Below are 25,074 nucleotides of genomic sequence, written 5' to 3'. Positions count from 1 at the left end.
GCCCGACGCGGGCCGGAGCTATGCGTGTTTAACCCGCCAGCAATGCGGCATTACCGCCCGCAGCAGTGGTATCGACGCACAGATGACGCTCATGCGCGACATGGGCCAGATCAGGTGCAGCGGTAATCAACGGCAGGATCGGTCCTTTACGCGCTGCCAGCACACGGGCATAGGCGCGCCCCTGGGCGGCATCGCCCCACCACAGTACCGCCGAGAAACCTTGCAGCGCCTCCAGCGCCTCGGGGGGCAGATGTCCATGGACCGGCACGGCATGACCGCCAAGTGCACTGACCGCCGCCACCTGCGCCGCGACCGCCTCGCGCCCCGGCCCAAGGCAGATCAGCGGCGCACGGGCATGAAGAACGAGACGGTTCAGCTCTCCGGTCGGGCCGGGCATCAGCCGCTCGTCGATCCGGGCTGCGCCGGCCGTACGCAAAGCGGCACTTAGCGTACCAAGATCCGCCGTTCCGCCCTGCCCCGCATCTGTGACGTTCACGGTCTCGGGCGCAAAGAAGCGTCCCAGATAAAGCGGCCCGCCCGCCTTCGGGCCGGTGCCCGACAGCCCCTCGCCCCCAAAGGGCTGACTGCCGACCACCGCGCCGATCTGGTTACGGTTGACGTAAATATTGCCGGCATGGATCGCGTCCGACACCTCTTGCACCCGCGAATCGATCCGGGTGTGCAGGCCAAAGGTCAGGCCAAAACCACGCCGGTTGATATCCGCGATCACCTGATCCAGCTCTCCCGCGCGGAAGGTTGCGACATGCAGGACGGGACCAAAGATTTCACGGTCAAGATCGTCGATACCTTTGACACCAAGCAGCACCGGCGCCACAAAATGCCCCTGTTTCGGCGCCCAGACCCGATGCAGGACGAGATTCGCGCGGCTTTCAAGATATTGCTCGATATTTGCCTGTGCCTCGGCGTCGATCACCGGCCCGACATCGGTCGCAAGCCGCCACGGATCGCCGATGCGCAGCTCATCCATGGCGCCTTTGATCATGGCGATCAGATGCGGTGCGATATCCTCTTGCACGTAAAGGCAGCGCAGCGCCGAGCAACGTTGCCCCGCCGAACGGAAGCTTGAGGCGACGATATCGCGCACCGCCTGTTCAGGCAGGGCAGTCGAATCGACGATCATCGCGTTCAGTCCCCCGGTCTCGGCAATCAATGGTGTGCCGGGGGCCATATGCTCGGCCATGGCGCGCGCGATGATCTGCGCCGTCTCGGTCGAGCCGGTAAAGACCACGCCATTGATACGCTGGTCCGAGGTCAGCACCGCACCGACCGTCCCGCCCTGACCGGGCAGAAGTTGCAGCGCAGATTTGGGCACCCCTGCCTCATGCAGCAGGCGCACGGCAATGGCAGCGATCAGCGGCGTCTGCTCGGCCGGTTTCGCCAGCACTGCATTGCCAGCCATCAAAGCCGCCGCGATCTGGCCGGTAAAAATGGCCAGCGGAAAGTTCCACGGGCTGATCGCCGCGATCACGCCGCGCGGACGTCCGGTCTGGGCCTCGCCCTCGGCGGCATAATATCGCAGGAAATCCACCGCCTCGCGCAGTTCACCCACACAATCGGGCAGGGTCTTGCCCGCCTCGCGCGCAAGAACCGCAAAGATCGGGCCGAAATTCGCTTCGTAAAGATCAGCGGCACGGCGCAGAGCCTCAGCACGGAAAGGGGCGGATGCGTCCCAGATCCGGGCATCCTCGATGGCGCGCGCAACGGTTTCGGCATCCGCCTCGGTCACATGGCCAACGACCTCACCACTTGCGGGGTTCAGGACCTCTGCCCGCTGCCCCGAGGAGGGCGAGACGGTCAGCGACGCAGCGTCAGGCAGCGAGCCCTGCCGAGCGGCCTCGATCCGGGCGAGCGTTGTTTCATCGCTAAGGTCAAACCCCTGCGAGTTGGGACGCGTCGCGCCAAACAGTGCATCAGGTGCCACCAGCCCGGCAGGAGGCTGCGCCGAGGCCAATGCCTCAAGCGGATCACGCGCGACCTCTTCGGGCGTAACCGCCTCATCCACGATCTGATGCACAAAGCTGCTGTTGGCGCCATTCTCCAGCAGGCGGCGGACCAGATAGGCCAACAGGTCGCGATGCGCCCCGACCGGCGCATAGATACGGCAACGACCGTTGTGATCGCGCAAAACAATGTCATGCAGACGTTCACCCATGCCATGCAGGCGCTGGAACTCAAATTCGATATCGCCAACCATTTCAAGGATCGCGGCCACGGTATGGGCGTTATGGGTGGCGAATTGCGGATAGATGCGGTCGGCATAGCCGATCAGCTTACGGGCATTGGCGATATAGCTGACATCGGTTGCAACCTTGGTGGTGAACAGCGGAAAGCCCGGCAGCCCCTCGACCTGAGCGCGCTTGATCTCGCTGTCCCAGTATGCGCCCTTGACCAGCCGGACCATGATGCGGCGATCCAGCCTTTCAGCCAAAGCATGCAGCCAGTCGATCACCTGACCGGCGCGTTTGCCATAGGCCTGAACCACGACGCCGAACCCGTCCCAGCCGGCAAGCGAGGGGTCAGACAGCACCGCCTCGATCACTTTCAGGGACAGGACCAGCCGGTCCTGCTCTTCGGCGTCGATGTTCATGCCCATGCCAGCAGCCTTGGCCTGCCGGGCAAGTGACAGCACCACCGGCACCAGTTCGGCCATGACCCGGGCCTCTTGCGCAACCTCGTAACGTGGATGCAGCGCCGACAGCTTGATCGAGATGCCGGGGTTCATCTGCACCGACCCTTTGGTGCAGGCCTTGGCAATCGCCGCGATGGCATCGGAATAGTCCCGGGCATAGCGCGCCGCATCCGCACCGGTCATCGCCGCCTCGCCCAGCATGTCATAGCTGTAGGTAAAGCCCTGCGCCTCGCGCTGCGCGGCACGTTCAAGCGCCGCCTCGATGGTCTGACCCAGCACGAACTGCCGCCCCATCTCTTTCATCGCCCGGCCGACGGCGGCGCGGATCACCGGTTCGCCCAGCCTGCGGATGGCCCCACGCAAAGTGCCAGCGATGCCGCCCTGATCGTCGTCCAGCACCTTGCCCGTCAGCATCAGCGCCCAGGTCGAGGCATTGACCAGCGATGAGGACGCCTCGCCCAGATGTTTGCCCCAGTCCGAGGGCGCGATCTTGTCCTCGATCAGCGCGTCGATGGTCTGGCGGTCCGGGACGCGCAGCATCGCCTCGGCCAGACACATCAGCGCCACGCCTTCACGCGTCGAAAGGCCGTATTCGGCCAGAAAATGCTCCATCAGAGTCGGTTTCGCCTCGGACCGGATCCGGCGCACCAGATCAGCAGCCCGGGCCGTGATCGCGGCACGTTGAGCATCCGAAAGCGCCGCCTCGGCACTGAGGCGCTGCAAAAGCGCGGCCTCGGGCTGGAACTTTGCCTCAAGGTCCAGGGCAGAAAGGGGCAGATCAGCGGAACGGGACGGAACGGGCATGGCATTCTCCTGCAAGACAAGGCCCTGATAGCGGCAATGAGCTAGACCATGTGACCATATTATGCCATCTTCATAGCCAATCGTCACGAAGATCAGGCCATATCTGGACCATGGAAGAAGCGCTCGACGCCACCAATCGCAAGATCCTGCAAGAGCTGGTGGCAAATGCCCGTATTCCCATCACCGAGCTGGCGCGCAAGGTCGGGCTTAGCAAGACACCGGTGGCGCTGCGCATCCGCCAGCTTGAGGAAATGGGGCTGATCACGGGCTATCGCGCCATCCTCTCTCCGCTCAAGCTGGGCCTCACGCACGTCACCTATGTCGAGGTACGGTTGTCCGATACCCGGCAGCCGGCGCTGGAGCGCTTCAACGCCGCCGTCCGCGCCATCCCTGAGGTCGAAGAGTGCTACATGATCGCCGGAGGCTTTGATTATCTGATCAAGGTCCGTTCGCGCGATATGACCGATTATCGCCGGATCCTTGCCCAGCACATCTCGACCCTGCCGCATCTGCACGCAACGAACAGCTATGTTTCGATGGAGGCGGTGGTCGAGCAGAACTGGACCGAGATCTGACCCCGCAGCACCCGCAGCCGCCTTTGTCGTGGCGCGCTGGCGAGGGCTCGGCTAAAGCGGGCAAAAGGGGGGCACATGGATTTCAAATGGCTTGAGGATTTTCTGGTTCTGGCCGAAACGCACAGCTTCTCGCGCTCGGCCGAGTTGCGCGGGGTGACGCAAAGCGCCTTTAGCCGCCGCATCCGTGCACTTGAGGAATGGCTGGGAACGGACCTTTTGTCACGCGAAAGCTATCCGGTGACCCTGACCCCGGAAGGTGTGCTGTTTCGCGAAACCGCCGAAGAGGCCGTGCGCATGATCAACGCCCGCCGCGCCGAGTTTCGGGATCACACCCGCAGTCATGGCAGAGAGATTTCATTTGTGGCGCTGCACAGTCTGACCGTGACCTTTCTGCCCAGCTGGCTGATGCGGCTAAAGGCAGTGGCCGGCCAGATGACCAGCCGCGTCAAGCCCGAAAACTTTGACCGCTGCATCGAGGCCCTGACCGAGGGCGGTTATGATTTTTTCCTGACCTATGCCCACCCACAGGTGAACATCCCGCTGGACCCAGAGGGCTTTCCGCATCTGGTCGTCGGTCAGGACAGCCTTGTCGCCGTCGCCCGCCCCGGCTGGCCCGAGGAATGGCTGACCGAGGGCATGCCGATGCTGAAATATTCACGCGGCTCGTTTCTGAACGCCATGGCCCGGATCGCGCTGACCCAACCCGGCGCGCCCAAAGTCTATGTCGCCCATACCGATGAAGCGAGCATGGCCGAGGCGATGAAAAGCATGGCCGTCGCCGGTCACGGCGTGGTCTGGCTGCCCCGCCGGCTGGTCGAAAGCGAAATCGAGACCAGCCGCCTGGAAGTCGTCGCCCCCGAACTGCCGATGGAGATCCGCCTTTACCGCAATGCCGCCCGCGGGCGCGGGATTACCGGCCGGGTGTGGCAGGCCGCGCGTGAGCTTGGCGAGGGTTATGCAGAAACAGAATAACCCAGCGCGACTTGGCATTGGAAAACGCTGCTGATCCTGCCTAAATCTTGAACACACAGGGGCGCGTCACGCCCTGTCATAGCAACATATCCGACAGAAATGCGCATCGCGCCGGAACCGCCTTGGCGGGCCGGGTGCCTGCGCCCGAGGTGAACATGAAAAAAACCCGCATCGAACACGACCTGCTTGGCGATCGCGAGGTGCCTGCCGAGGCCTATTGGGGCGTCCATACCTTGCGCGCCGTCGAGAACTTCCCGATCTCGGGCAGGCCGATCGGTGAAATTCCCGAGCTGATCCGGGCCCTTGCCGCGATCAAGCAAGCGGCGGCGCTGGCCAATGCCGATCTGGGTCTGCTTTCGCCCGAGCGCCGCGACGCCATCGTCGCAGCCTGCGAAGAAATCCGCGCCGGCAAGCTGCACGATCAGTTCGTGGTCGATCAGATTCAGGGCGGGGCCGGGACCTCGACCAATATGAATGCCAATGAAGTGATCGCCAACCGCGCCCTTGAAATCATGGGCCATGCCAAGGGCGAATACCAATATCTGCACCCGAACGAACATGTGAACATGAGCCAGTCCACCAATGACGTCTATCCGACGGCATTGCGGCTGGCCTCGTGGCGTGGGTTGCAAAATGTAATCGCGGCTTTGGCCTCGTTGCGTGGGGCCTTTGCCGAAAAAGGCGCCGAGTTCTCTGATATCCTCAAGATGGGCCGCACCCAGCTACAAGAGGCGGTGCCAATGACACTGGGGCAGGAATTCAACGCCTTTGCCATCACCATCGGAGAGGATGAGACCCGCCTTGCCGAAGCAGCAAGCCTCGTTTGCGAGATCAACCTTGGCGCTACGGCCATCGGAACCGGCATCACCACTCACCCCGAATATGCCGAACGGGTAAGGGCACGGCTGGCGGAAATCACCGTGATCCCAGTGGTCACCGCCCCCGATCTGGTCGAGGCAACGCAGGATTGCGGCGCTTTTGTACAGGTATCCGGTGTGCTGAAACGCGTGGCGGTCAAGCTCAGCAAGATCTGCAACGACCTGCGGCTGCTCTCATCCGGGCCGCGCGCCGGGTTCAACGAAATCAACCTGCCTGCGAAACAGGCCGGCTCATCGATCATGCCCGGCAAGGTGAACCCGGTCATCCCCGAGGTCGTCAATCAGGTCTGTTTCGAGGTGATCGGCAATGACATGACCATCACCATGGCGGCCGAGGGCGGGCAATTGCAGCTGAACGCCTTTGAGCCGGTGATAGCCTACAGCATGTTCCGTTCGGTCAGCCATCTGATCGCGGCCTGTCAGACGCTGGAACATAACTGCGTGCGCGGCATCACCGCCAATCGCGACGTGCTCAAGGAAACCGTGCGCCGCTCGATCGGGATTGTCACGGCACTGAACCCCTATATCGGCTATGCCGCCGCAACCGAGGTCGCAACCGAGGCGCATCTGACCGGCCGCGGCGTTTATGAGCTGGTATTGGAAAAGGGTCTGTTGCCCAAAGAGCGTCTGGACGCGATCCTGCGCCCCGAAAGCCTGACGAAACCCCAGCTTTTCGTGGCCTGACCGGTCTTGTGACAGGGCGGCGGGGTCCCTGCCCCGCCGCCGCCGTTTTCAGCGCAAGCCTTCGCAGAAACGCTTGATACGCGCGCAGGCGTCTGCCAGCACCTCATCCGAGGTCGCGTAAGAGATACGGAAATGCGGCGACAGCCCAAAGGCCGCGCCAAAGACGACCGCAACCCCGGTCTCATCCAGCAGCGCCGTGGCAAAAGCCTCATCATCCACGATCACCGTACCAGCGGCCGAGGTCTTGCCGATCAATGCCGCAATCGAGGGGTAGACATAGAATGCCCCCTGCGGCACCGGGCAATCAATGCCGGGGCAGGCATTCAGCCCCGCGACGACCAGATCGCGGCGGCGCTGAAAGACGGCGCGACTTTCGTTGATGTAATCCTGTGGCCCCTCCAACGCGGCCAGTGCCGCATACTGGCTGATCGAACAGGGGTTCGACGTCGATTGCGACTGCAGCTTGGCCATGGCGCGGATCAGCTCTTCGGGTCCCGCACCATAACCGATGCGCCAGCCGGTCATCGCATAGGCTTTTGAAACGCCGTTCATGGTCAACGTGCGCGACTTCAGCCCCGGCTCGACCTGTGCAGGCGTGACAAAGCGGAAGTCGTCAAAGACCAGATGCTCATAAATATCGTCCGACAGTACCCAGACATGCGGGTGGCGCATCAGGACATCGGCAAGGCCGCGCAGGTGATCTTTGCCATAGCCCGCACCGGTCGGGTTCGAAGGCGAGTTCAGAATCACCCATTTCGTCCGCGGTGTGATCGCCGCCTCAAGCTGCTCGGGGGTGATGCGATAGCCGTTCTGCATCGCCCCTTCGATAACGACCGGCGTCCCCCCGGCCAACAGCACCATATCTGGATAGCTGACCCAATAGGGCGCGGGGATGATAACCTCATCCCCCGGGTTCAGCGTCGCCATCAGGGCGTTATATAGGATCTGCTTGCCTCCGGTGCCAACGGTGACCTGCGAGGGCTTGTAATCAAGCCCGTTTTCCCGCGCGAACTTGTCACAGATCGCACGCTTCAGTTCGGGGATACCATCGACTGCGGTATAGCGAGTGTGGCCGGCGTCGATCGCGGCCTTGGCTGCCTCGCGAATATGGGCCGGGGTGTCGAAATCAGGTTCGCCTGCAGAGAGGCTGATGATATCACGGCCTTCGGCGGCAAGTTCGCGCGCGCGGCCCGTGATGGCAATAGTGGGCGAGGGTTTGACGCGGGCAAGCGTCTGGGACAAAAGGCTCATCGAACTCATCCTGCGGCTGGGCTGTCCTGTCATAGGCCCGCCCCCGCAGACAGGCAAGCCGGGGGCGAGCGTGGACGACAGACAGACAAGGCTGAAAAGGCTGCGGATGCGCAGCTGGCGGCGGGGCACCAAAGAGATGGATCTGATCCTTGGCCCCTTTTCGGACAGCGAGCTTGAGGGGATGAACGACCCCGAGCTTGATCTCTACGAAACGCTGCTCGATGAAAATGACCAGGATCTTTACCCCTGGATCACGGCGCGACTCTCGGGCCGGCAGGCCGGGCCCGAAGCGCTGGTGCCGATGCTGAACCGCGTGGCGCGCTTTGCCGCAGAGCGGCTGGTAAAGAAATAGCGGCAATTTTAGCGAACCTGCCGGCGGTTAACCGAAGATTGGCAAATCTGCGCCATCTTGGCCCAAACAAGGCCATGAACGGAAATCGCCCATGCAACACAGATCTGCCCGAATGGTCCCCGCCCCGCAGGCCCCGCCGCGGAATGGCCGGATCGAGGCTTATCTGGAAAGCCTGCAGGTGCTGGAACGACTGCACCGGCTTTTGCTCGACCTCATCAAGGATGAGTTCGAGCGGTTGGGCCGGTCAGAACTGACGCCGGTGCAGGCATTGCTGATCTATAATCTTGGTACGGCCGAGGTGACGGCGGGCGAGTTGCGGTCGCGCGGCATGTATCAGGGCTCGAACGTATCCTATAATCTCAAGAAGCTGGTCGAGCTGGGGTATCTGCACCACGAGCGTTGTGAGATGGACCGCCGATCAGTCCGGGTCCGCCTGACCCCGGCGGGGCAAGAGGTGCACGATTGCGTGGCACAGCTCTTTATGCGCCACGCTGAGGGACTGGAGATGTCCGGCGTGCTTGATGACCCGCCGCTTGAGGCGGTGAACCTGCAATGGCGGCGGGTCGAACGTTTCTGGACCGAACAGATCCGCTATATCTATTGATCCCTGCTGATCCTTACCCGGGATCGCACGTGGCAGACGGGCGGGTTTGTACCCCCTGCGTCTTTGCGCGTCTTACCAGTGGCCGGTATTTTCCATGCTGGCCCAAGGTTCTTGCGGGGGTAAATGCTCACCCTCCTGCAACAGCTCGATCGAGACATTGTCGGGGCTGCGGACAAAGGCCATGTGCCCGTCGCGCGGCGGGCGGTTGATGGCAACGCCGGCATCCATCAGTTTCTGGCAAATCTCATAGATATTCTCGACGCGATAGGCGAGATGACCAAAGTGACGGCTGTCCGACGGTAGCCCCTCATCACCGTCCCAGTTCCAAGTCAGCTCGACCGGACATTCGGGCTGGCCGGGCGGTGCCATGAAGACCAGCGTAAAACGCCCGTTTTCGTTTTCGATGCGCCGGGTTTCCTCAAGCCCCAGCAGCTTGAAAAACGCCATGCTCTTTTCAAGGTCCAGCACCCGCACCATAGTGTGCAGATATCGAATCTTCATCGTAGTTTCCTCCTGTCAGGATGTGCCTGGCGGGCGCAAGTCATGGCGCCCCATCGCCGGCAGAGTGACATTTCACGCCCGTATCTGCAACGCCTGCGGCAGCCTGCCCCGGCAAACGGCCGACACAAACTGTTGAATGTAGCGGCGGGTAATGCCACAAGATATGCTTAATCAGCCGAGGATTCCGCCATGCCCATCACCCCCGAACAACAGGCCCAGATCGACGAGCAGCGTGCAAATCCCAGCCCTACCCTGCGTGCGGTTTCCGAGGGGATGGAGCAGCATCTTTACAAGGCCCATGAGGTTCTGGACCACGGCCTTGTGCGTGTCATCGACTATATGGGCGACGATTCCGCCATCACCCAGGCGGCGCGGGTCAGCTATGGCCGGGGCACGAAATCGGTGTCGAATGACGAAGGGCTGATCCGCTATCTGATGCGGCACTGGCATTCGACCCCCTTCGAGATGTGCGAGATCAAGCTTCACGTCAAGCTGCCGGTCTTTGTCGCCCGTCAATGGATTCGCCACCGCACTGCCAACGTAAACGAATATTCGGCGCGCTATTCGATTCTTGACCGTGAGTTCTACATTCCCGCCCCCGAGCATCTGGCGGCGCAATCGACAGTGAACAATCAGGGCCGGGGTCAGGTGCTGGAAGGGGATGAGGCTGCGCGCGTGCTTGACCTGCTGCGCGAGGACGCGATGCGCGCCTATGACCATTACGAACAGATGCTGAGCCAGGAAGGTCAGCAGGGTCTGGCCCGTGAACTGGCGCGCATGAATCTGCCCGCCAATGTCTATACGCAATGGTATTGGAAGGTGGACCTGCACAACCTGTTCCACTTCCTGCGTCTGCGCGCCGACGCCCATGCACAATATGAAATTCGCGCCTATGCCGAGGTGATTTGTAACATCGTCCGCGACTGGGTCCCCCATGCCTATGCCGCGTTCGAGGATTACCGTCTGGGTGCCGTCCAGCTATCCGCGAAAGGCGTCGAGGTTTTGAAACGCCGCCTCGCCGGCGAGACGGTGACCCAGGAAAACAGCGGCATGAGCAAGGGCGAGTGGCGCGAGTTTGAGGCGGTTTGGGGCTAAGGCCCGGATCAAATTATGGGGCGGTCGGGCCGCCCCATAATTCCAGCTTACAGCGCCGTCCAGCCACCATCGACCGAAATGGTCGTCCCGGTGATCTGATCCGCTGCGGGCGAGCACAGGAACACTGCGGTACCACCCATTTGCTCGACTGTGGCGAATTGCCCCGAAGGCTGGCGCTGCAACATGACCTTGGCGATCACATCCTCACGGCTCATGTTATGGGTCTTCATCTGGTCCGGGATCTGCTTTTCCACGATCGGGGTCAGAACATAGCCCGGGCAAATCGCGTTGCAGGTGATCGGCTCTTTCGCCGTCTCAAGCGCCGTGACCTTGGTCAGACCGACGACACCATGTTTGGCCGCAACATAAGCCGATTTATACTCGCTCGCGGTCAGGCCGTGGGCCGAGGCGATATTGATCACCCGCCCCCACCCGGCCTTGCGCATCAGCGGCAGCGCCGCCGCAGTGGTATGAAAGGCCGAGCTTAAGTTGATGGCGATGATCGCATCCCACTTCCCGGCCGGAAAATCTGGGATCGGCGCAACATGCTGGATGCCCGCATTATTCACCAGGATATCGCAGGTCCCCGCCTTTTCGATCAGCGCGCGGCAATCGGCCCCCTTTGACATGTCAGCCTGAATATAGCGCACCTTGACACCATGTTCACGTGCCATGCTTTCGGCAAGCGCATGATCCTCGGGCGCATCGGTAAAGCTGTTCAGAACGACATCCGCACCAGCCCGCGCCAGTTCATGGGCGATGCCAAGGCCGATTCCCGAATTCGAGCCGGTTACCACCGCCGTCTTGCCGCCAAGGAATTTCTCGAACATCGCCGTCTCCTGCCACATGAACCAAAATCTGGCGGCAGCATGGGCAAAAAGCCTGCCCCACACAAGAGCAGGAGCAGCGGTCGAAAGGCCCAGGAAAAAAAGCGCCCGCACTAGGCGGGCGCAAGTCATGAGGCAGGTTTCATACAGGCAAGAAACCTATCGAGCAGTGCCTTATCTATACGCTTTTCGCCTTCTGAGTCCAAGGCGTAAGTTTGCGTCGCGGTGAACAGCCGGTTAATCTCGGGCTTAACAAGATCACCGACCCGGAAATCAGGGCAATCGAGCATGCGATTCTTCAAATTTGCTAACGAATCCGCGATCTGGCGGCGAATCGCGCTTTGTCTGGGTGTTGCATGCATGCCGCTGGCAAGTGCTGCCGAACCCATGCATGCCATTGCAATGTATGGAGAACCTGCGCTTGAACCGGGCTTTCCTCATCTGCCTTACGTCAACCCCGAGGCGCCAAAAGGCGGGACGATTCGCCTGGCCGAGACGGGCACTTTCGATTCGCTGAACCCGTGGATCCTGATGGGCAACCCGGTCTGGCCCCTGTTTACCCAGCCGGGAATCGTGGCCGAGCCGCTGATGATGCGTTCGCTGGACGAGCCCTTCACGCTTTACGGACTGCTTGCTGAAACAGTCGAAACCGATGATGAACGCAGCTGGGTTGAGTTCACTCTGCGTCCCGAAGCGCGTTTTTCGGACGGTTCTCCGGTCACTATCGAAGATGTGATGTGGTCATATGAGACGCTGGGGACCAAAGGGCATCCGCGCTACACCGTCGTCTGGTCAAAGGTCGAAAAGATGGAGCAGACTGGCCCGCGCTCGGTCCGCTTTACCTTCAATACCCCGGATCGTGAGCTTGTGATGCTGATGGGCATGCGCCCGATACTGAAAAAGGCGCAATGGGAGGGGCGCGACTTTGGTCAGTCCAGCCTGATGGCCCCCATCGGCTCGGGCCCCTATATCATCGACAAGGTTGATCCGGGTCGCGCGATCACACTGCGCCGCAACCCCGACTACTGGGCACGCGATCTGCCGGTGACCCGCGGCATGAACAATTTCGACACCATCCGTTACGACTATTTCGGCGACGCCTCAGCCATGTTCGAGGCTTTCAAGGCTGGCGAGATCGACGTCTGGCGCGAGCTGGTCGCGGCACGCTGGGAAAAGAACTTTGATTTTCCTGCCATGCGCGACGGCCGGATCGTGAAATCCGAAATCACCCATGGCCGGCCCTCGGGCATCATTGGTCTGGTGATGAACACCCGCAATCCGCTATTCGCCGACTGGCGGGTGCGGCAAGCGATGATCGAAGCCTTTAACTACCGCTTCATCAATATGACGCTTAGCGGCGGCAAGGACCCTCGTATCACCAGCTATTTCTCAAACTCGGAATTGGCGATGGAACCCGGTCCCGCTTCTGGCCGCGAGGCCGAGTTGCTGGCCCCCTTTGCCAACGACCTGCCCCCCGGCACGATCGGAGGCTATGCCCTGCCCGAAGGGGGTGAGCGGGCCATCGACCGCAAGGGGATCCGCGCCGCGCTTGAGCTTTTGGCCGAGGCGGGCTGGACCGTGCAAGATGGCGAGCTGCGTGACGCGCAGGGCCGCCCGTTCAGCTTTGAGATCTTGCTGAACCAGTCCGGCAGCGCCATGCGCACCGCCGCCGAGACCCGGCAGATCGTCGATATCTTTGTCCAGTCGCTGCGCAATCTGGGTATTCACCCACGCGTCACCCAACTCGATGCCGCGCAATATGTCGAGCGGACCAACAATTACCAGTTCGACATGACCTGGTATGAGCGCGGCCTGTCACTGTCGCCGGGCAATGAGCAGCGGCTGTATTGGGGCCGCGACGGGGTGACGACGACAGGCAGCAAGAACTGGATGGGCATGGATTCGCCCGCCGCCGAGGCGATGATCGCCGAAATGGGTCAGGCCCGCTCGCGCGAGGATTATCTCGCCGCGGTGAGGGCGCTTGACCGTGTCTTAACCGCCGGACGTTATGTCATCCCGGTCAGCTATTCACGGATTTCCCGCTTGGCCCATCGCGCCGATCTGGATTATCCTGAAAAGACGCCGCTTTACGGTGACTGGCCCGGCTTTATGCCAGAAACCTGGTGGCAGGAGGTAAAGTAAATGAGACTTAGTCGAATCGTTGTTGTCCTGACCCTTCTTGGACTGACGGCGTGCAATACCGTTGCCGGCATAGGCGAAGATATCACCGGCGCGTCGCGTCTGGTTCAGGGCAGCTTCGGTGGTGGAGGGGGCTACTGATGAAATGGGCACATGTCCGCGATAACTGGCCCGCCTTTTTCGACGCCATCGTTGAAAAATGGCCCGAGGCCGATGAAGGCGACCTGGAAGAGATCGACGGCGATCAGCGTGCCTTCATAACCTATATCGCCAGGGTCACGGAACAGGACGTCGACGAGACCAAGGACGAAATCCGCGAATGGCTGGCGGGAGAGATCCCGGCAGATATCGTCATGGACCCGATCCATGACAATCATTCGATCAGATTGTCCTCGAAATATGTTGGTGAGGGCGAAGACGAATTTGACGACGACGCCCGCTTTGGCGATGATGACGAGGTGCCTGACGACGGCGACTAAAGCAATCGCCGTCCACGGGAACCCGTGCCAAGGGGGCATGCAGGGCAGGTGATCCCCGCCCTTTCCTGCGGGCGTGGCCTTTACAGGTTCAGATCGACCCAGACCGGAACGTGGTCGCTGGGCTTTTCCTTTGCCCGCTCATCGCGGTCGATGCCGACATCTATCAGCAGATCAGCGGCCTCGGGCGACAACAGCACATGATCGATGCGGATGCCGTTGTCCTTTTGCCAGGCACCGGCCTGATAATCCCAAAAAGTGAACGGGCCGCGCTGGCTGCCGTGATGATGCAGCCGTACCGCTTCGATCCAGCCGTCATGGATGATGCGGCGCAGGGCCGCCCGGCTTTCGGGCTGAAACAGCGCGTCGTCGACCCATTTTTCGGGGAAGGCCGCATCGCGTGGCTCGGGGATAACGTTATAGTCACCCATCATCGCCACCGGCATCTCGGACTTCAGCAGCGCCCTTGCCCGGTCGTGCAGCCGCTGCATCCACGCCAGCTTGTAATCAAACTTGGGTCCCGGCTGAGGGTTGCCGTTCGGCAGGTAGAGCCCCGCAATGCGCAGGGCATCACGGCCGACAACCGTCGCCTCAATATAGCGGGCCTGCTCATCACCGTCATCGCCGGGCAGGCCGCGGCTCACATCCTCAAGCGGCAGCCTGGAGAGGATAGCGACGCCGTTGAAACCCTTCTGCCCGTGGGTTTCGATGTTGTAGCCAAGATCGGCGATCGGCTCATGCGGAAAACCTTCGTCCTGGGTCTTGATCTCCTGCAGGACGACGACGTCGGGCTGGACTGCGGCCAGCCAACCGGTCAGGGTCTCGATACGGGCGCGGACGCCATTGATGTTGAAGGTCGCGATTTTCATACGGGCAAGACTAGCCGCCTGCCCGTCCGCGCGCCAGATCAGATCGAGAAAGAGGTGCCGCAGCCACAGGACGAGCTGGCGTTGGGGTTGTCGATGGTAAAGCGCGCACCGATCAACTCATCCGTAAAGTCGATGGTCGCCCCGGCAAGAAAGGGCAACGAGACCGGATCGACAACCACGGCCTGGCCGCCGTTGCTGAGGATCAGATCATCCTCGGCCACGTCGTCCAGGCGGATGTCATACTGAAACCCCGAACAGCCGCCGCCCGCGACGGCGACCCGCAAGGGGCGCACCGGGCCGTCACCATTGATTTCGGCCAGCCGGGCAAAGGCGCGTTCGGTAACCTTAGGGGGCAGGTTTAAGCCATTGTTCATGGGGCGTTCCCGTTTCCGTCTTCCGCTGTGGAATATAGGGTCTGGACCGCAGTCTCGCAAGAAACGCAGGATCAGATGACGGCACCTTATGCTTGCCAGCCCGAAGAAAGCCGTGGCCGCCGCTGGCCCGAGCGCATGTCCACCTTTCGTAGTCCCTGGCAGCGGGACCGCGACCGGATCATCCACTCTAGCGCCTTTCGCCGCCTTAAGCACAAGACCCAGGTCTTTGTGGAACATGAGGGCGATTATTACCGCACCCGCCTGACCCATACGATCGAGGTCGCCCAGGTCGCCCGCACGATTGCCGGGGCGCTGGGGCTGAATACCGATCTGGCCGAGACCGTGGCGCTGGCCCATGACCTGGGCCACCCGCCTTTTGGCCACACGGGCGAGGACGCTTTGGCGGCGCTGATGGCCCCTTATGGCGGCTTTGACCATAATGCACAGGCGCTGCGCATCGTGACCAGGCTTGAACGTCATTACGCCGATTTCGATGGGCTGAACCTGACCTGGGAAAGCCTTGAAGGCATCGCCAAACACAATGGCCCGGTCTCCGGTCCCCTGCCCTATGCGCTGGCCGAGGTGAACGAAGAATGGGATCTTGAGCTGCATAGCAATGCCAGCGCCGAGGCACAGGTCGCAGCCGTCGCCGATGATGTCGCCTATAACCATCATGACCTGCATGACGGGCTGCGTGCAGGGCTGTTTACCGAAGAAGACCTGGCAGCACTGCCGGTTATCGGCGAAGCCTTTGCCGAAGTAGACCGTCTGCACCCGGGGCTTGAGACCATGCGGCGCCGGCACGAGGCCTTGCGCCGCGTCTTTGGCGTCATGGTCGAGGATGTAATCGCGGTCGCCCAGAACCGTCTTGCCAGCCTGCAGCCCGGAAATGTGCAGGAAATCCGTGATATGGAGGGGCCGATCATCCGCTTTTCAAAGCCGTTGTACCAGAACCTCAAGGCGATCAAGCTGTTCCTGTTCCAGCGCATGTACCGCGCGCCATCGGTGGTGACCGAACGCAAGCGGGTTACAGAAATGCTGAACGGGCTGTTCCCGCTGTTCCTGAACGATCCGTCAAAGATGCCGCAGACCTGGAGCGAGGCAGCCGATGGTGCAAGGGACGAGACCGGCCGTGCCCGGGTGGTCCTGGACTATGTCGCTGGCATGACCGACCGTTTCGCCATTCACGAGGCGCAGCGTCTGTTGGGCTAAGGGGATGGGGGCTTTGCCCCCGCTGATCCGGCCCCCTCGACGGGGGCCAGATCAGCTCCCCCAGGATATTTGGACACAAAAGAATCAGGTTTATTCAGCCTTGTCGTGCTCTTGCAGCCATTTCTGCATCTGCTCGATTTCAGCCTCTTGGGTGCGGATGACCTCTTCGGCAAGTTTGCGGACCTCGGGGTCCTTGCCTTGCTCCAGTACGACCTTCGCCATGTCTACGGCACCCTGATGATGCGGGATCATACCGCGCATGAAATCGACATCGGCGTCACCCGTATATTCAATCATCATATCGGCGTGCATCCGCTCCATCGCCTGTTCATAGTCGACGGTCGAGGAACTCGTGACGGCACCATGGCCGGAATGGTCCATGGTCGCGGCCTCTTGTGCGATGGCAGGCAGGGCGATCAGAGTGGTTGCAATAAAGGTAACAGAACGCATGGTGCTTTCTCCGTAAGGCGGCGCTGATGGAAGCCGGGCACCGCATCCACCAGCTAATGACATCCCCGTCAGGAAAGAAAGATCAGCGCCATACCCATGACCGCCATCACAGCCCCCGCCCATGAGGTCGGCGAGGGTCGCGCCCCTGTCATCGCCCAAAGTACCGGCAGGATCAGGACTGGCGACAGCGCGGAAAGCGTTGAGACGATGCCGACCTTGCCCCCCTGCAGCGCAAACATCAGCAGCGTCATGCCAATGACCATGGCGATCAGCCCTGAGAGCGCAGTCAGCAGCAGCACGCGTGGTGTCGGCTTATTGCGGGGCTTTAATTCGGCGATCGGCAGCGCCATGAGCAGAATAAGGCAGGCGACCGCGATCGAAACCCGCACCAGAGAGGCCACATAGGGGTCAAAGCCCGATGCCATGACCGGCCGCGCGATCAGCGAGCCAAGCGCCTGCCCCGCCGCCGCCAGCAGCCCGTAACCGGTAGCGATCCAGACCGAACCCTCGATCGTCTCGAACCGGTGCGCGCCCGATCGTCCAGGCCGGCCCAGCACCGCCATGGCAACGCCAGCCGTCGAGAGCACGACGCCGAGCATCGCCAAGGGAGAGAGAGACTCGCCAAGAGCAAGCCAGCCCATCAGTGCCGCCATAGGCGCGTTCAGTGCAAACAGCGCCCCCGAGCGCCTTGGGCCAAGCCGGATCAGCGTCACGTAAAGCAGTGTATCGCCCAGAAAAATGCCGACCACGCCCGACAAGGAAAGCCGCCACAGATCCCCGAAAGCGATCCCGCCCAGCCGCCCGGTAGCAATGACAATAACCGCCAGCATGATCGCGACCATGCCCTGACGCAGGCGGTTAAAGCCGAACGGTCCCAGCGCCTGGGCCGCCGATTGCGACAGGATGCCGGTAATCGCCCAGCAGGCCGCAGCGCCCAAAGCGGCAAGTTCATGCACCGGCATGCGGTTTTTCCTCTACCATTCCTTGTGGCGGGATAGGCTGGCGATTGAACCCGCGCAAGGGATTGCGCATTCTGTCGGCAGGTCACGGCAGAAAGGAGAACGGCGATGATTGTCAATTCCGGTTCAGCAGTATGGGAAGGCGCGCTCAAGGACGGCAAGGGCGCAGTATCGACCAAATCCGGTGCGCTGAGCAGCCAGCCCTATGGCTTTAACACCCGCTTTGAGGGGCTGCCCGGCACCAACCCCGAAGAACTGATCGGCGCGGCTCATGCCGCCTGTTTCAGCATGGCGCTGTCCCTGATCCTGCAAGAAGCGGGCATCACCAATGTGAAGATCGAGACCACCTCGGAAATCGGCTTGGCCAAGGATGGCGACGGCTTTTCGATCAAGACTGCGCATCTGAACACCAGAATCCGCGGCGACGGCGACAAGGCAGTGATCGAGGAATGCGCCCGCAAGGCCGAAAAAGGCTGCCCCGTCAGCAAGGTATTGAATGCCGAGGTGACGATGGACGTCACGGTGGTCTGAGAACGACCGTACAGAATCGCGTTACGCCGCCCCCTGTGCTTTACGGGCGGCGGCATATTCCATGCAAAAGACCCCTTGTCGCAATTCATCCGGGCAGGTGTCGCAACCCACGGTATCCTAAGGCTGATATTGCCCGCTTCCCCCCTTGCTGCTGCCTTGGCGCAATGCATCCTCTGCCGCGGAGGCACCCCTCCCGATCTATCCCGGCTGCGAGCTGCCGGTCTCGGGCGGGGTAAGAGGAGCAGGAGGAACTGCATGAAACAATTCGCCGAGAACGGAGGCCCCCGGCTGCGCAGTCTGGACGAGGCGCCGCTGAAGCCCATTCACATCATCGCCGTTGCCGCCTCGCTGGGGGGCGCGGCGCTGGATGGCTATGTTCTGGGTATCGTCGGCCCCTCGCTGACGCTCGCCAAGCAAGAACTGGCGCTTTCTGCGCTAAGCCAGGGCCTGATCGCGGCAAGCGCGCTGATAGGCGTTTTCGTCGGTGGGATGTTCTTTGGCAACCTTGCGGACAAATATGGCCGCCGGCCAGTGTTCGCCTATAACCTGCTGGCCTTTGTGGTGCTGTCGCTTTTGCAGCTCATGGTGGGCGAGGTCTGGCAGCTGGTGGCGCTGCGGCTGGCCCTGGGACTGGCGATCGGGGTGGAATACGCCGTCGGAACCTCGGTTCTGGCCGAGTTCTCGCGCCGCAAAGGGCGTGGCGTGCTGCTGGGCTGTTTCTCAGTCGGGTGGCAGGTCGGTTTTACCGCCGCCTTTATCATCGGCAATCTTTACAAGGGCGATGACTGGCGCTTTCTTTTGGCGACCAGCGCGGTACCGGCGCTGATCACCTTTTTGTTGCGGCTGCGCCTGCCCGAAACCCCGATGTGGCTCAAGGCGCGGGGGCGTGACACCGAAGCCCGCGCAGTGGTCACCAAACATTTCGGAGCCGAATACGACATCCCTGATGTGGTGCTGGAGAAATCGCACGCCTCGCCGGTCGAGCTGCTGACCTCGCCTCATTGGCGCCAGCACATCTATTCCGGGCTGTTCTGGTTCTGTCAGGTCGGGCCGTTCTTCGCCATCTTCACCTTTGTCGGCCCGGTCTTTGAGATGCTTCAGATCCATGATGCGACAGTGGTCGATGTCTGGCTGAATACGGTGCAAATTCTCGGCGCGATCTTTGGCCTGTTTCTGCTGCACTGGCTGACGCGGCGGCATTTCGTGATCTCGACCTTCGCGGTCATGTTCGCGGTCCTGCTGGCGATTGGCCTGTTCCCGCAGGCGCCGGTCTGGGTGGTGGTCGCGCTGTTTGCGATCTACATGTTCGTCGCCCCGGCTGCAAACAACATCGAATACGTCTATCCGGCCGAGATCTTTGAAACCCGGCTGCGTTCGACCGGCGTCGGTTTCTCGGCCGCCTTCTCGCGGATATCAGCAGCTACGGCGGTTTATCTGCTGCCAACCTCGCTTGAGGTCCTGGGCGCATCCAAAACCATGATCATCATGGCGATGTTCCCGCTTATCGGGCTGATCTTTTCGATCATGTGGGCGCCAGAGACCAAGCGCAAGCAACTGCGCTGAAAGATCACCGTGGCGGCGATCCACGTCGCCACGGATTTCGCTTACACCATCATTTCCTTGGTGGCGGTCAGCTTAAGCTCGGGGTGGTCACGGGTAACCCGGTCGATGTCCCATTGCAGCCGGGTCAGATAGACCAGATCGCCGTCATGATCCTGCGCCATATGGCCCTTGTTCGTCTGCGAAAAGGCCTCGACCTTGTCTTTCGGACCCGAAAGCCAGCGGGCCGAGGTGAACTGCGTCGCCTCGAACCGAACCGGCAGGCCATATTCAAGTTCGATCCGGCTGGCGAGCACCTCGAATTGCAGCGCCCCGACGACGCCCACGATAAAGCCCGAGCCGATCATCGGTTTAAAGACCTTGGCCGCGCCTTCTTCGGCGAATTGCATCAGCGCCTTTTCCAGATGCTTGGCCTTCATCGGGTCGCCCGCGCGCACGGCCTGCAAAAGCTCGGGCGCGAATGAGGGGATGCCGGTAAAGCGCAGCGCCTCGCCCTCGGTCAGCGCATCGCCGATGCGCAGCTGGCCGTGGTTCGGAATGCCGATGATATCGCCCGCCCAGGCCTCTTCGGCCAGTTCGCGATCGGCGGCAAGAAACAGCACCGGGTTCGACACCGCCATCTGCTTTTTCGAACGGACGTGCAAAAGCTTCATCCCACGTTCGAAATGGCCCGAGGCAAGACGGACAAAGGCCACCCGGTCACGGTGCTTGGGGTCCATATTGGCCTGAACCTTGAAAACAAAGCCCGTCACCGGCTTTTCCTCGGGCGCGATCTGACGCTCAGCCGCGCCTTGCGGCTGCGGCTCAGGGCCGAATTCGCCGATGCCGCGCATCAGCTCGCGCACACCAAAGCTGTTGATGGCAGAACCGAACCAGATCGGGGTCATATGCCCCTCAAGGAAGGACTGGCGATTGAAGGCGGGCAAAAGCTCACGTGCCATCTCAAGCTCTTCGCGCAGCTTTTCCAGCTGACCGGCGGGGACATGTTCGGCCAGTTTCGGATCGTCGAGCCCGCTGATCTGAATCGACTCGGCCACCTTGTTGCGGTCGGCGCGGTCCATGATCTCCAGCCGGTCGTTCAAAAGGTCATAGGCGCCGATAAAGTCGCGGCCCATGCCAATCGGCCATGAAGCCGGGGCGACGTCGATGGCCAGATTTTCCTGAATCTCGTCGATGATCTCGAACGTGTCGCGGCTTTCGCGGTCCATCTTGTTACAGAAGGTCAGGATGGGCAGGTCGCGCAACCGGCAAACCTCGAACAGTTTACGCGTCTGGCTTTCGACGCCCTTGGCGCCGTCGATGACCATGATCGCCGCGTCCACCGCAGTCAGGGTGCGATATGTGTCCTCAGAGAAATCGCTGTGGCCGGGGGTATCGACCAGGTTGAAGCGCCAGTTGTCAAAGTCAAAGGACATGGCCGAGGCCGAGACCGAAATCCCCCGCTCCTGCTCCATTTTCATGAAGTCCGAGCGCGTACGCCGCGCCTCGCCTTTGGCCCGGACCTGACCAGCCATCTGAATCGCCCCGCCAAACAGCAGGAACTTTTCGGTCAGGGTGGTCTTGCCGGCGTCGGGATGCGAAATGATCGCAAAGGTGCGGCGGCGAGCGATTTCGGCGGGAAGATCAGGACGATTCATCATGTCCGGCCCTTTACCGCGCAGCGCGCGCAGTCTCAAATGGAATCGGGCGTCAGACGAACTGTTCGCGGATCACCCGTTCCTCAAGCCCGTGTCCGGGATCAAACAGCAGGCGATGACGGATCGTTTTCTCGGACCGGATCTCGACCCACAGGACCGAATCGACGCCACGCGAATCGGCATCGGCCATCACGGGGCGCTTGTCGGGTTCAAGCACGTCAAAGCGCACTGTCGCGCTTTTCGGCAGGATCGCCCCACGCCAGCGCCGCGGGCGAAAGGCGGCGATGGCCGTCAGCGCCAGCACACCTGAACCCAAGGGCAGGATTGGCCCGTTTGCCGAATAATTATAGGCCGTCGAGCCTGCAGGCGTGGATAGCAGAACACCATCGCAGATCAGCTCTTCCAGCCGCACCCGGCCGTTCACGCTGATGCGCAGCCGTGCCGCCTGTGGTCCGGCGCGCAGCATGCTGACCTCATTTATCGCCAGTGCGCAGTGCTCATGCCCGTCGGTGGTTCCGGCGGTCATGGCCAGCGGGTTGATCAGCGTCTCTTCGGCTGCCCTGATGCGGCCGGGCAGATCCTCTTCTGAATAGGTGTTCATCAGAAAACCGACCGTGCCCCGGTTCATGCCATAGACCGGCAGCCCGCGGTTCTGATGCATCACCGACAGCATCAGCCCGTCGCCACCAAGCGCGACGATCACCTCTGCCTCGCGGATCGGCACATGACCATAACGTTCGGACAACGCCTCGGCGGCGGTCACGGCGGTTTCGGTACCAGAGGCGATAAAGTGCATTTTCATGCGGCCATCATGGCGTGCAGCGTGCCGGGTGCAAGCCCTTTGGCATATGGGATAATCTACCGCCCCTGCGTCGCATCCATCCTAGCGGGCCAGAATGAAACGCGTTAGAAGGCCAGCGAGCCTGCTTTTTGCATGAGGACCAGATGACCGACACCGGATTCTTCACCGAGACGCTCGCCAGCCGCGACTCTTCGATTTTCGACGCCATCCGCAAGGAACTGGGCCGGCAGCGCGACGAGATCGAGCTGATCGCCTCCGAAAACATCGTCTCCAAAGCGGTGCTTGAGGCGCAGGGCTCGGTTCTGACCAACAAATACGCCGAAGGCTATCCGGGCAAGCGCTACTATGGCGGCTGCCAATATGTCGATATCGTCGAGAATCTGGCCATCGAGCGCGCCAAAGAGCTGTTTGGCTGCGAATTTGCCAACGTTCAGCCGAACTCGGGCAGCCAGATGAACCAGGCAGTGTTCCTGGCTCTCTTGCAGCCGGGCGACACTTTCATGGGGCTTGACCTGAACTCGGGCGGCCACCTGACCCACGGTTCGCCGGTCAACATGTCGGGCAAATGGTTCAACGTTGTCTCGTACGGCGTGCGCCAGCAGGACCAGCTGCTTGACATGGAAGAGATCCGCAAACACGCCCATGAGCATAAGCCCAAGCTGATCCTTGCCGGTGGCACCGCCTACAGCCGCATCTGGGACTGGGCTGAATTCCGCAAGATCGCCGACGAAGTGGGCGCATATCTGATGGTGGACATGGCCCATATCGCCGGTCTGGTGGCGGGCGGCCAGCATCCCTCGCCGCTGCCCCACGCACATGTCGTCACCACGACCACCCACAAATCCCTGCGCGGCCCGCGTGGCGGCATGATCCTGACCAATGACGCCGAGATCGCCAAAAAGATCAACTCGGCCGTCTTCCCCGGCCTGCAGGGCGGCCCGCTGATGCATGTCATCGCCGCCAAGGCCGTCGCCTTTGGCGAGGCGTTGCGCCCCGAGTTCAAGGGCTATGCCGCTCAGGTCGTGGCCAACGCCCGCGCCATGGCGGACGAACTGATGAAGGGCGGCATCGACATCGTCTCGGGCGGCACCGACAACCACCTGTGCCTTGCAGACCTGCGCCCCAAAGGCGTGACCGGCAAGGCGACCGAGGCGGCATTGGGTCGCGCGCATATCACCTGCAACAAGAACGGCGTGCCCTTTGATCCCGAAAAACCCTTCGTGACATCGGGCATCCGGCTGGGCGCACCGGCTGGCACCACGCGCGGCTTCAAGGAAGAAGAGTTCCGCCAGATCGCCCGCTGGATCGTCGAAGTGGTCGATGGCCTGGCCGCAAATGGCGAAGAGGGCAACGCCGAGGTCGAGGCCCGCGTCAAGGCCGAGGTGACCGAGCTCTGCGCCCGCTTCCCCCTTTACGAAGGCCTGTGATCGCAACGCTGCGCGGGACAGACAGCCCTGCGCAGCTCACAAGACCGGGCGGAATAGGTATTCTTACAGCATTCCTGACCCACACCTTCTTTGAGCATCTGATACAAAGAAAAAGCCGGCCAATATGCGCCGGCTTTTTCTATTGTGCTCTTCAGGCTCGACCCTCCCCCCCTGCGGCTCAGATCAACCCGCGCACCTTCATGATCCAGATGGCGACGGCCGCCAGAATCAGCAGGCCGAACATCACGCTTGCCGCAACGCCGACCACGCCTCCTTGCATCCGCCCCCCCTGCCCAAGCGGACGCAGGTAAGAAACCAGCGCCTTATGCGCGCGCTCAAGCTGTTCAAAATCGACCTGCCGCGCCAATTTGGGCTGTCCAGCCTTCAGATCGGCGTCGGCCAGTACCCGGGCCTCGCGCCTCAGCCGCCGCGGCAAGGCACCGCCGCGCTTGCGCAGCATGCTCCCCAGATCGGCGTGCTGCCCGCGACGGACACCACCAAACCGCGCCGCCATAAGGCCCGCCACCTCATCGGCCATCGGCCGGATCTTCTCGATACCCATGACGTCCCCCGTCACGCCCATTGCAGGTTTTCGCCAACCTACCCTCTCTGGCGCAAGCTCGCCAGTGTCGCTAGGTTAGATCCATGATGCTGAACATGACAATTACGGGTAGAGATTCGGATCAGCCGCCAGTTCTGCTGGCGCACGGGCTGTTCGGATCGGGGCGCAATCTGGGCGGTCTGGCCCGTCGCCTGAGTGAGACACGGCGAGTGATCGCGGTCGATATGCGCAATCATGGCGACAGCTTTCACGATCCCGATCACAGCTACCCCGCCCTCGCCCATGATCTGGCCCAGATCGTCGCTGCCGAAGGGGGACAGGCCGATATTCTGGGCCATTCGATGGGAGGCAAGGCGGCAATGATGCTGGCGCTGACCCAGCCGGACCTTGTTCGTCGGCTGATCATCATGGATATCGCCCCCTTTGCCTATGCGCATAGTCAAGCCAGCCATATCGACGCAATGGAGGCAACCGATCTGGCCGGTATCGAGCGGCGGTCCGAGGCAGACGCACGTCTGGCCGAACATATTTCAGATCCGGGTGTGCGTGCCTTTCTGTTGCAATCGCTGGACCTGAAAGCCGATCCGCCGCAGTGGAAATTCAACCTTGCAGCTTTGCGGGATCAGATGCCGTTTCTGGTGGGCTGGCCCGAGAACGCCCCGAAAGGCAGCTTTACCGGCCCTGCGTTATTTCTGATCGGCTCGGAATCGGACTATTGTCGCGCCCCGCAGCAATCCGAAGCGATCAGGGCGCATTTCCCGCAGGCTGACATTCGCACCATCGCCGGTGCCGGACATTGGCTGCATGCGGATCGTCCCGCCGAAGTGGCCGGGACAGTCGCGGCCTTTCTGGACTAAGTCCTGACCCAGACAGCGGCATTTAT

General features: G+C 61.7%; 26 protein-coding genes. 14 read left to right on the top strand and 12 right to left on the bottom strand.

Annotation, left to right across the window (positions count from 1 at the left end; all coding sequences use genetic code 11):
• Window positions 1-28 precede the first annotated feature (28 nt).
• A complete protein-coding gene (putA, locus tag PARACOCCUSGL_RS0110195; protein ID WP_010396000.1) occupies window positions 29-3,454 on the bottom strand; it encodes a bifunctional proline dehydrogenase/L-glutamate gamma-semialdehyde dehydrogenase PutA in 3,426 nt (1,141 codons plus the stop codon).
• Window positions 3,455-3,564: 110 nt separating this feature from the next.
• On the opposite strand from putA, the gene PARACOCCUSGL_RS0110190 reads away from it, so the two are divergent.
• From PARACOCCUSGL_RS0110190 to aspA, 3 genes are all read left to right on the top strand, one after another.
• Window positions 3,565-4,029: an Lrp/AsnC family transcriptional regulator gene (locus tag PARACOCCUSGL_RS0110190; RefSeq protein ID WP_010395998.1), complete on the top strand. Its 465-nt coding sequence runs from the start codon at window positions 3,565-3,567 to the stop codon at window positions 4,027-4,029.
• A gap of 75 nt (window positions 4,030-4,104) precedes the next feature.
• The gene (locus tag PARACOCCUSGL_RS0110185; protein ID WP_010395996.1) at window positions 4,105-5,001 is read left to right on the top strand and encodes a LysR family transcriptional regulator; all 897 of its coding nucleotides are present in this window, start codon (window positions 4,105-4,107) and stop codon (window positions 4,999-5,001) included.
• Between the two features lie 155 nt (window positions 5,002-5,156).
• Window positions 5,157-6,563, top strand: coding sequence for an aspartate ammonia-lyase (gene aspA / locus PARACOCCUSGL_RS0110180; RefSeq protein ID WP_040601966.1), 1,407 nt, complete (start codon window positions 5,157-5,159; stop codon window positions 6,561-6,563).
• 48 nt (window positions 6,564-6,611) lie between these two features.
• On the opposite strand, the gene PARACOCCUSGL_RS0110175 is transcribed toward aspA, so the two are convergent.
• Window positions 6,612-7,814 carry a pyridoxal phosphate-dependent aminotransferase gene (locus PARACOCCUSGL_RS0110175; protein WP_010395991.1) on the bottom strand — a complete coding sequence of 401 codons (1,203 nt, stop codon included), beginning with the start codon at window positions 7,812-7,814 and terminating at the stop codon, window positions 6,612-6,614.
• Between the two features lie 106 nt (window positions 7,815-7,920).
• Between PARACOCCUSGL_RS0110175 and PARACOCCUSGL_RS0110170 the strand changes: the two genes are divergently transcribed.
• Window positions 7,921-8,166: a succinate dehydrogenase assembly factor 2 gene (locus tag PARACOCCUSGL_RS0110170; protein ID WP_010395989.1), complete on the top strand. Its 246-nt coding sequence runs from the start codon at window positions 7,921-7,923 to the stop codon at window positions 8,164-8,166.
• A gap of 91 nt (window positions 8,167-8,257) precedes the next feature.
• Complete coding sequence (locus PARACOCCUSGL_RS0110165) at window positions 8,258-8,770, top strand: MarR family winged helix-turn-helix transcriptional regulator (protein WP_138918330.1); 513 nt, start codon at window positions 8,258-8,260, stop codon at window positions 8,768-8,770.
• Between the two features lie 72 nt (window positions 8,771-8,842).
• On the opposite strand, the gene PARACOCCUSGL_RS0110160 is transcribed toward PARACOCCUSGL_RS0110165, so the two are convergent.
• Complete coding sequence (locus PARACOCCUSGL_RS0110160; RefSeq protein WP_010395985.1) at window positions 8,843-9,271, bottom strand: VOC family protein; 429 nt, start codon at window positions 9,269-9,271, stop codon at window positions 8,843-8,845.
• A 189-nt stretch (window positions 9,272-9,460) separates the two neighbouring features.
• Here PARACOCCUSGL_RS0110160 and thyX point away from each other — a divergent pair, with 189 nt between their 5' ends.
• Window positions 9,461-10,366: an FAD-dependent thymidylate synthase gene (gene thyX / locus PARACOCCUSGL_RS0110155; protein ID WP_010395983.1), complete on the top strand. Its 906-nt coding sequence runs from the start codon at window positions 9,461-9,463 to the stop codon at window positions 10,364-10,366.
• Between the two features lie 47 nt (window positions 10,367-10,413).
• On the opposite strand, the gene PARACOCCUSGL_RS0110150 is transcribed toward thyX, so the two are convergent.
• On the bottom strand, window positions 10,414-11,196 hold the full coding sequence (locus tag PARACOCCUSGL_RS0110150) for a 3-hydroxybutyrate dehydrogenase (RefSeq protein ID WP_029371988.1): 783 nt from the start codon (window positions 11,194-11,196) through the stop codon (window positions 10,414-10,416).
• Between the two features lie 125 nt (window positions 11,197-11,321).
• Window positions 11,322-11,582 carry a hypothetical protein gene (locus PARACOCCUSGL_RS22160; protein WP_176224523.1) on the bottom strand — a complete coding sequence of 87 codons (261 nt, stop codon included), beginning with the start codon at window positions 11,580-11,582 and terminating at the stop codon, window positions 11,322-11,324.
• Here PARACOCCUSGL_RS22160 and PARACOCCUSGL_RS0110140 point away from each other — a divergent pair.
• The 3 genes from PARACOCCUSGL_RS0110140 to PARACOCCUSGL_RS0110130 are packed head-to-tail and all read left to right on the top strand — an operon-like array spanning window position 11,482 to window position 13,811.
• Entirely contained in the window at window positions 11,482-13,335 is a 1,854-nt protein-coding gene (locus PARACOCCUSGL_RS0110140) for an extracellular solute-binding protein (protein WP_010395975.1), read from the top strand. The genes PARACOCCUSGL_RS22160 and PARACOCCUSGL_RS0110140 overlap by 101 nt on opposite strands.
• On the top strand, window positions 13,336-13,473 hold the full coding sequence (locus PARACOCCUSGL_RS22155; protein WP_010395973.1) for a hypothetical protein: 138 nt from the start codon (window positions 13,336-13,338) through the stop codon (window positions 13,471-13,473). It abuts the gene before it with no gap.
• The gene (locus PARACOCCUSGL_RS0110130; protein ID WP_010395971.1) at window positions 13,473-13,811 is read left to right on the top strand and encodes a hypothetical protein; all 339 of its coding nucleotides are present in this window, start codon (window positions 13,473-13,475) and stop codon (window positions 13,809-13,811) included. The genes PARACOCCUSGL_RS22155 and PARACOCCUSGL_RS0110130 overlap by 1 nt, the downstream gene beginning before the upstream one ends.
• A gap of 80 nt (window positions 13,812-13,891) precedes the next feature.
• On the opposite strand, the gene xth is transcribed toward PARACOCCUSGL_RS0110130, so the two are convergent.
• Together xth and PARACOCCUSGL_RS0110120 are read right to left on the bottom strand one after the other, a co-directional pair.
• Complete coding sequence (xth, locus tag PARACOCCUSGL_RS0110125) at window positions 13,892-14,677, bottom strand: exodeoxyribonuclease III (RefSeq protein ID WP_010395970.1); 786 nt, start codon at window positions 14,675-14,677, stop codon at window positions 13,892-13,894.
• Between the two features lie 38 nt (window positions 14,678-14,715).
• Window positions 14,716-15,051 (bottom strand): iron-sulfur cluster assembly accessory protein, encoded by a 336-nt coding sequence (locus PARACOCCUSGL_RS0110120; protein WP_010395967.1) that lies wholly within the window; start codon window positions 15,049-15,051, stop codon window positions 14,716-14,718.
• Window positions 15,052-15,126: 75 nt separating this feature from the next.
• Here PARACOCCUSGL_RS0110120 and PARACOCCUSGL_RS0110115 point away from each other — a divergent pair, with 75 nt between their 5' ends.
• The gene (locus tag PARACOCCUSGL_RS0110115; protein ID WP_010395964.1) at window positions 15,127-16,263 is read left to right on the top strand and encodes a deoxyguanosinetriphosphate triphosphohydrolase; all 1,137 of its coding nucleotides are present in this window, start codon (window positions 15,127-15,129) and stop codon (window positions 16,261-16,263) included.
• 90 nt (window positions 16,264-16,353) lie between these two features.
• Here PARACOCCUSGL_RS0110115 and PARACOCCUSGL_RS0110110 read toward each other — a convergent pair whose 3' ends face one another.
• Together PARACOCCUSGL_RS0110110 and PARACOCCUSGL_RS0110105 are read right to left on the bottom strand one after the other, a co-directional pair.
• A complete protein-coding gene (locus PARACOCCUSGL_RS0110110; RefSeq protein ID WP_010395962.1) occupies window positions 16,354-16,713 on the bottom strand; it encodes a DUF305 domain-containing protein in 360 nt (119 codons plus the stop codon).
• Between the two features lie 68 nt (window positions 16,714-16,781).
• On the bottom strand, window positions 16,782-17,675 hold the full coding sequence (locus PARACOCCUSGL_RS0110105; RefSeq protein WP_010395960.1) for a DMT family transporter: 894 nt from the start codon (window positions 17,673-17,675) through the stop codon (window positions 16,782-16,784).
• A gap of 105 nt (window positions 17,676-17,780) precedes the next feature.
• Between PARACOCCUSGL_RS0110105 and PARACOCCUSGL_RS0110100 the strand changes: the two genes are divergently transcribed.
• Both PARACOCCUSGL_RS0110100 and PARACOCCUSGL_RS0110095 read left to right on the top strand, forming a co-directional pair.
• Window positions 17,781-18,203, top strand: coding sequence for an OsmC family protein (locus PARACOCCUSGL_RS0110100; RefSeq protein ID WP_010395957.1), 423 nt, complete (start codon window positions 17,781-17,783; stop codon window positions 18,201-18,203).
• Between the two features lie 255 nt (window positions 18,204-18,458).
• Window positions 18,459-19,766: an MFS transporter gene (locus PARACOCCUSGL_RS0110095; protein WP_010395954.1), complete on the top strand. Its 1,308-nt coding sequence runs from the start codon at window positions 18,459-18,461 to the stop codon at window positions 19,764-19,766.
• A 41-nt stretch (window positions 19,767-19,807) separates the two neighbouring features.
• On the opposite strand, the gene PARACOCCUSGL_RS0110090 is transcribed toward PARACOCCUSGL_RS0110095, so the two are convergent.
• Together PARACOCCUSGL_RS0110090 and PARACOCCUSGL_RS0110085 are read right to left on the bottom strand one after the other, a co-directional pair.
• On the bottom strand, window positions 19,808-21,403 hold the full coding sequence (locus PARACOCCUSGL_RS0110090; protein WP_010395952.1) for a peptide chain release factor 3: 1,596 nt from the start codon (window positions 21,401-21,403) through the stop codon (window positions 19,808-19,810).
• Window positions 21,404-21,452: 49 nt separating this feature from the next.
• Window positions 21,453-22,202: an NAD kinase gene (locus PARACOCCUSGL_RS0110085; RefSeq protein WP_010395950.1), complete on the bottom strand. Its 750-nt coding sequence runs from the start codon at window positions 22,200-22,202 to the stop codon at window positions 21,453-21,455.
• A gap of 143 nt (window positions 22,203-22,345) precedes the next feature.
• Here PARACOCCUSGL_RS0110085 and glyA point away from each other — a divergent pair, with 143 nt between their 5' ends.
• Window positions 22,346-23,629 carry a serine hydroxymethyltransferase gene (gene glyA / locus PARACOCCUSGL_RS0110080; protein ID WP_010395948.1) on the top strand — a complete coding sequence of 428 codons (1,284 nt, stop codon included), beginning with the start codon at window positions 22,346-22,348 and terminating at the stop codon, window positions 23,627-23,629.
• Between the two features lie 178 nt (window positions 23,630-23,807).
• On the opposite strand, the gene PARACOCCUSGL_RS0110075 is transcribed toward glyA, so the two are convergent.
• Window positions 23,808-24,191, bottom strand: a complete 384-nt coding sequence (locus PARACOCCUSGL_RS0110075; RefSeq protein WP_040601964.1) for a hypothetical protein — start codon at window positions 24,189-24,191, stop codon at window positions 23,808-23,810.
• Window positions 24,192-24,277: 86 nt separating this feature from the next.
• Here PARACOCCUSGL_RS0110075 and PARACOCCUSGL_RS0110070 point away from each other — a divergent pair, with 86 nt between their 5' ends.
• Complete coding sequence (locus PARACOCCUSGL_RS0110070) at window positions 24,278-25,048, top strand: alpha/beta fold hydrolase (RefSeq protein WP_029371984.1); 771 nt, start codon at window positions 24,278-24,280, stop codon at window positions 25,046-25,048.
• Window positions 25,049-25,074 lie beyond the last annotated feature (26 nt).

This window comes from Paracoccus sp. TRP (assembly GCF_000185925.1).
Lineage (GTDB): Bacteria > Pseudomonadota > Alphaproteobacteria > Rhodobacterales > Rhodobacteraceae > Paracoccus > Paracoccus kondratievae.
Note: the sequence above shows the minus strand (reverse complement) of the source record. Positions and strands in the feature narration are given on the sequence as shown.

What these genes read in the sequence shown, in the direction of transcription:
- putA (WP_010396000.1), bottom strand. Translation starts at nt 3,454, where the DNA reads ATGCCCGTTCCGTCCCGTTCCGCTGATCTGCCCCTTTCTGCCCTGGAC.
- PARACOCCUSGL_RS0110190 (WP_010395998.1), top strand. Translation starts at nt 3,565, where the DNA reads ATGGAAGAAGCGCTCGACGCCACCAATCGCAAGATCCTGCAAGAGCTG.
- PARACOCCUSGL_RS0110185 (WP_010395996.1), top strand. Translation starts at nt 4,105, where the DNA reads ATGGATTTCAAATGGCTTGAGGATTTTCTGGTTCTGGCCGAAACGCAC.
- aspA (WP_040601966.1), top strand. Translation starts at nt 5,157, where the DNA reads ATGAAAAAAACCCGCATCGAACACGACCTGCTTGGCGATCGCGAGGTG.
- PARACOCCUSGL_RS0110175 (WP_010395991.1), bottom strand. Translation starts at nt 7,814, where the DNA reads ATGAGCCTTTTGTCCCAGACGCTTGCCCGCGTCAAACCCTCGCCCACT.
- PARACOCCUSGL_RS0110170 (WP_010395989.1), top strand. Translation starts at nt 7,921, where the DNA reads ATGCGCAGCTGGCGGCGGGGCACCAAAGAGATGGATCTGATCCTTGGC.
- PARACOCCUSGL_RS0110165 (WP_138918330.1), top strand. Translation starts at nt 8,258, where the DNA reads ATGCAACACAGATCTGCCCGAATGGTCCCCGCCCCGCAGGCCCCGCCG.
- PARACOCCUSGL_RS0110160 (WP_010395985.1), bottom strand. Translation starts at nt 9,271, where the DNA reads ATGAAGATTCGATATCTGCACACTATGGTGCGGGTGCTGGACCTTGAA.
- thyX (WP_010395983.1), top strand. Translation starts at nt 9,461, where the DNA reads ATGCCCATCACCCCCGAACAACAGGCCCAGATCGACGAGCAGCGTGCA.
- PARACOCCUSGL_RS0110150 (WP_029371988.1), bottom strand. Translation starts at nt 11,196, where the DNA reads ATGTTCGAGAAATTCCTTGGCGGCAAGACGGCGGTGGTAACCGGCTCG.
- PARACOCCUSGL_RS0110140 (WP_010395975.1), top strand. Translation starts at nt 11,482, where the DNA reads ATGCGATTCTTCAAATTTGCTAACGAATCCGCGATCTGGCGGCGAATC.
- PARACOCCUSGL_RS22160 (WP_176224523.1), bottom strand. Translation starts at nt 11,582, where the DNA reads ATGGGTTCGGCAGCACTTGCCAGCGGCATGCATGCAACACCCAGACAA.
- PARACOCCUSGL_RS22155 (WP_010395973.1), top strand. Translation starts at nt 13,336, where the DNA reads ATGAGACTTAGTCGAATCGTTGTTGTCCTGACCCTTCTTGGACTGACG.
- PARACOCCUSGL_RS0110130 (WP_010395971.1), top strand. Translation starts at nt 13,473, where the DNA reads ATGAAATGGGCACATGTCCGCGATAACTGGCCCGCCTTTTTCGACGCC.
- xth (WP_010395970.1), bottom strand. Translation starts at nt 14,677, where the DNA reads ATGAAAATCGCGACCTTCAACATCAATGGCGTCCGCGCCCGTATCGAG.
- PARACOCCUSGL_RS0110120 (WP_010395967.1), bottom strand. Translation starts at nt 15,051, where the DNA reads ATGAACAATGGCTTAAACCTGCCCCCTAAGGTTACCGAACGCGCCTTT.
- PARACOCCUSGL_RS0110115 (WP_010395964.1), top strand. Translation starts at nt 15,127, where the DNA reads ATGACGGCACCTTATGCTTGCCAGCCCGAAGAAAGCCGTGGCCGCCGC.
- PARACOCCUSGL_RS0110110 (WP_010395962.1), bottom strand. Translation starts at nt 16,713, where the DNA reads ATGCGTTCTGTTACCTTTATTGCAACCACTCTGATCGCCCTGCCTGCC.
- PARACOCCUSGL_RS0110105 (WP_010395960.1), bottom strand. Translation starts at nt 17,675, where the DNA reads ATGCCGGTGCATGAACTTGCCGCTTTGGGCGCTGCGGCCTGCTGGGCG.
- PARACOCCUSGL_RS0110100 (WP_010395957.1), top strand. Translation starts at nt 17,781, where the DNA reads ATGATTGTCAATTCCGGTTCAGCAGTATGGGAAGGCGCGCTCAAGGAC.
- PARACOCCUSGL_RS0110095 (WP_010395954.1), top strand. Translation starts at nt 18,459, where the DNA reads ATGAAACAATTCGCCGAGAACGGAGGCCCCCGGCTGCGCAGTCTGGAC.
- PARACOCCUSGL_RS0110090 (WP_010395952.1), bottom strand. Translation starts at nt 21,403, where the DNA reads ATGATGAATCGTCCTGATCTTCCCGCCGAAATCGCTCGCCGCCGCACC.
- PARACOCCUSGL_RS0110085 (WP_010395950.1), bottom strand. Translation starts at nt 22,202, where the DNA reads ATGAAAATGCACTTTATCGCCTCTGGTACCGAAACCGCCGTGACCGCC.
- glyA (WP_010395948.1), top strand. Translation starts at nt 22,346, where the DNA reads ATGACCGACACCGGATTCTTCACCGAGACGCTCGCCAGCCGCGACTCT.
- PARACOCCUSGL_RS0110075 (WP_040601964.1), bottom strand. Translation starts at nt 24,191, where the DNA reads ATGGGTATCGAGAAGATCCGGCCGATGGCCGATGAGGTGGCGGGCCTT.
- PARACOCCUSGL_RS0110070 (WP_029371984.1), top strand. Translation starts at nt 24,278, where the DNA reads ATGCTGAACATGACAATTACGGGTAGAGATTCGGATCAGCCGCCAGTT.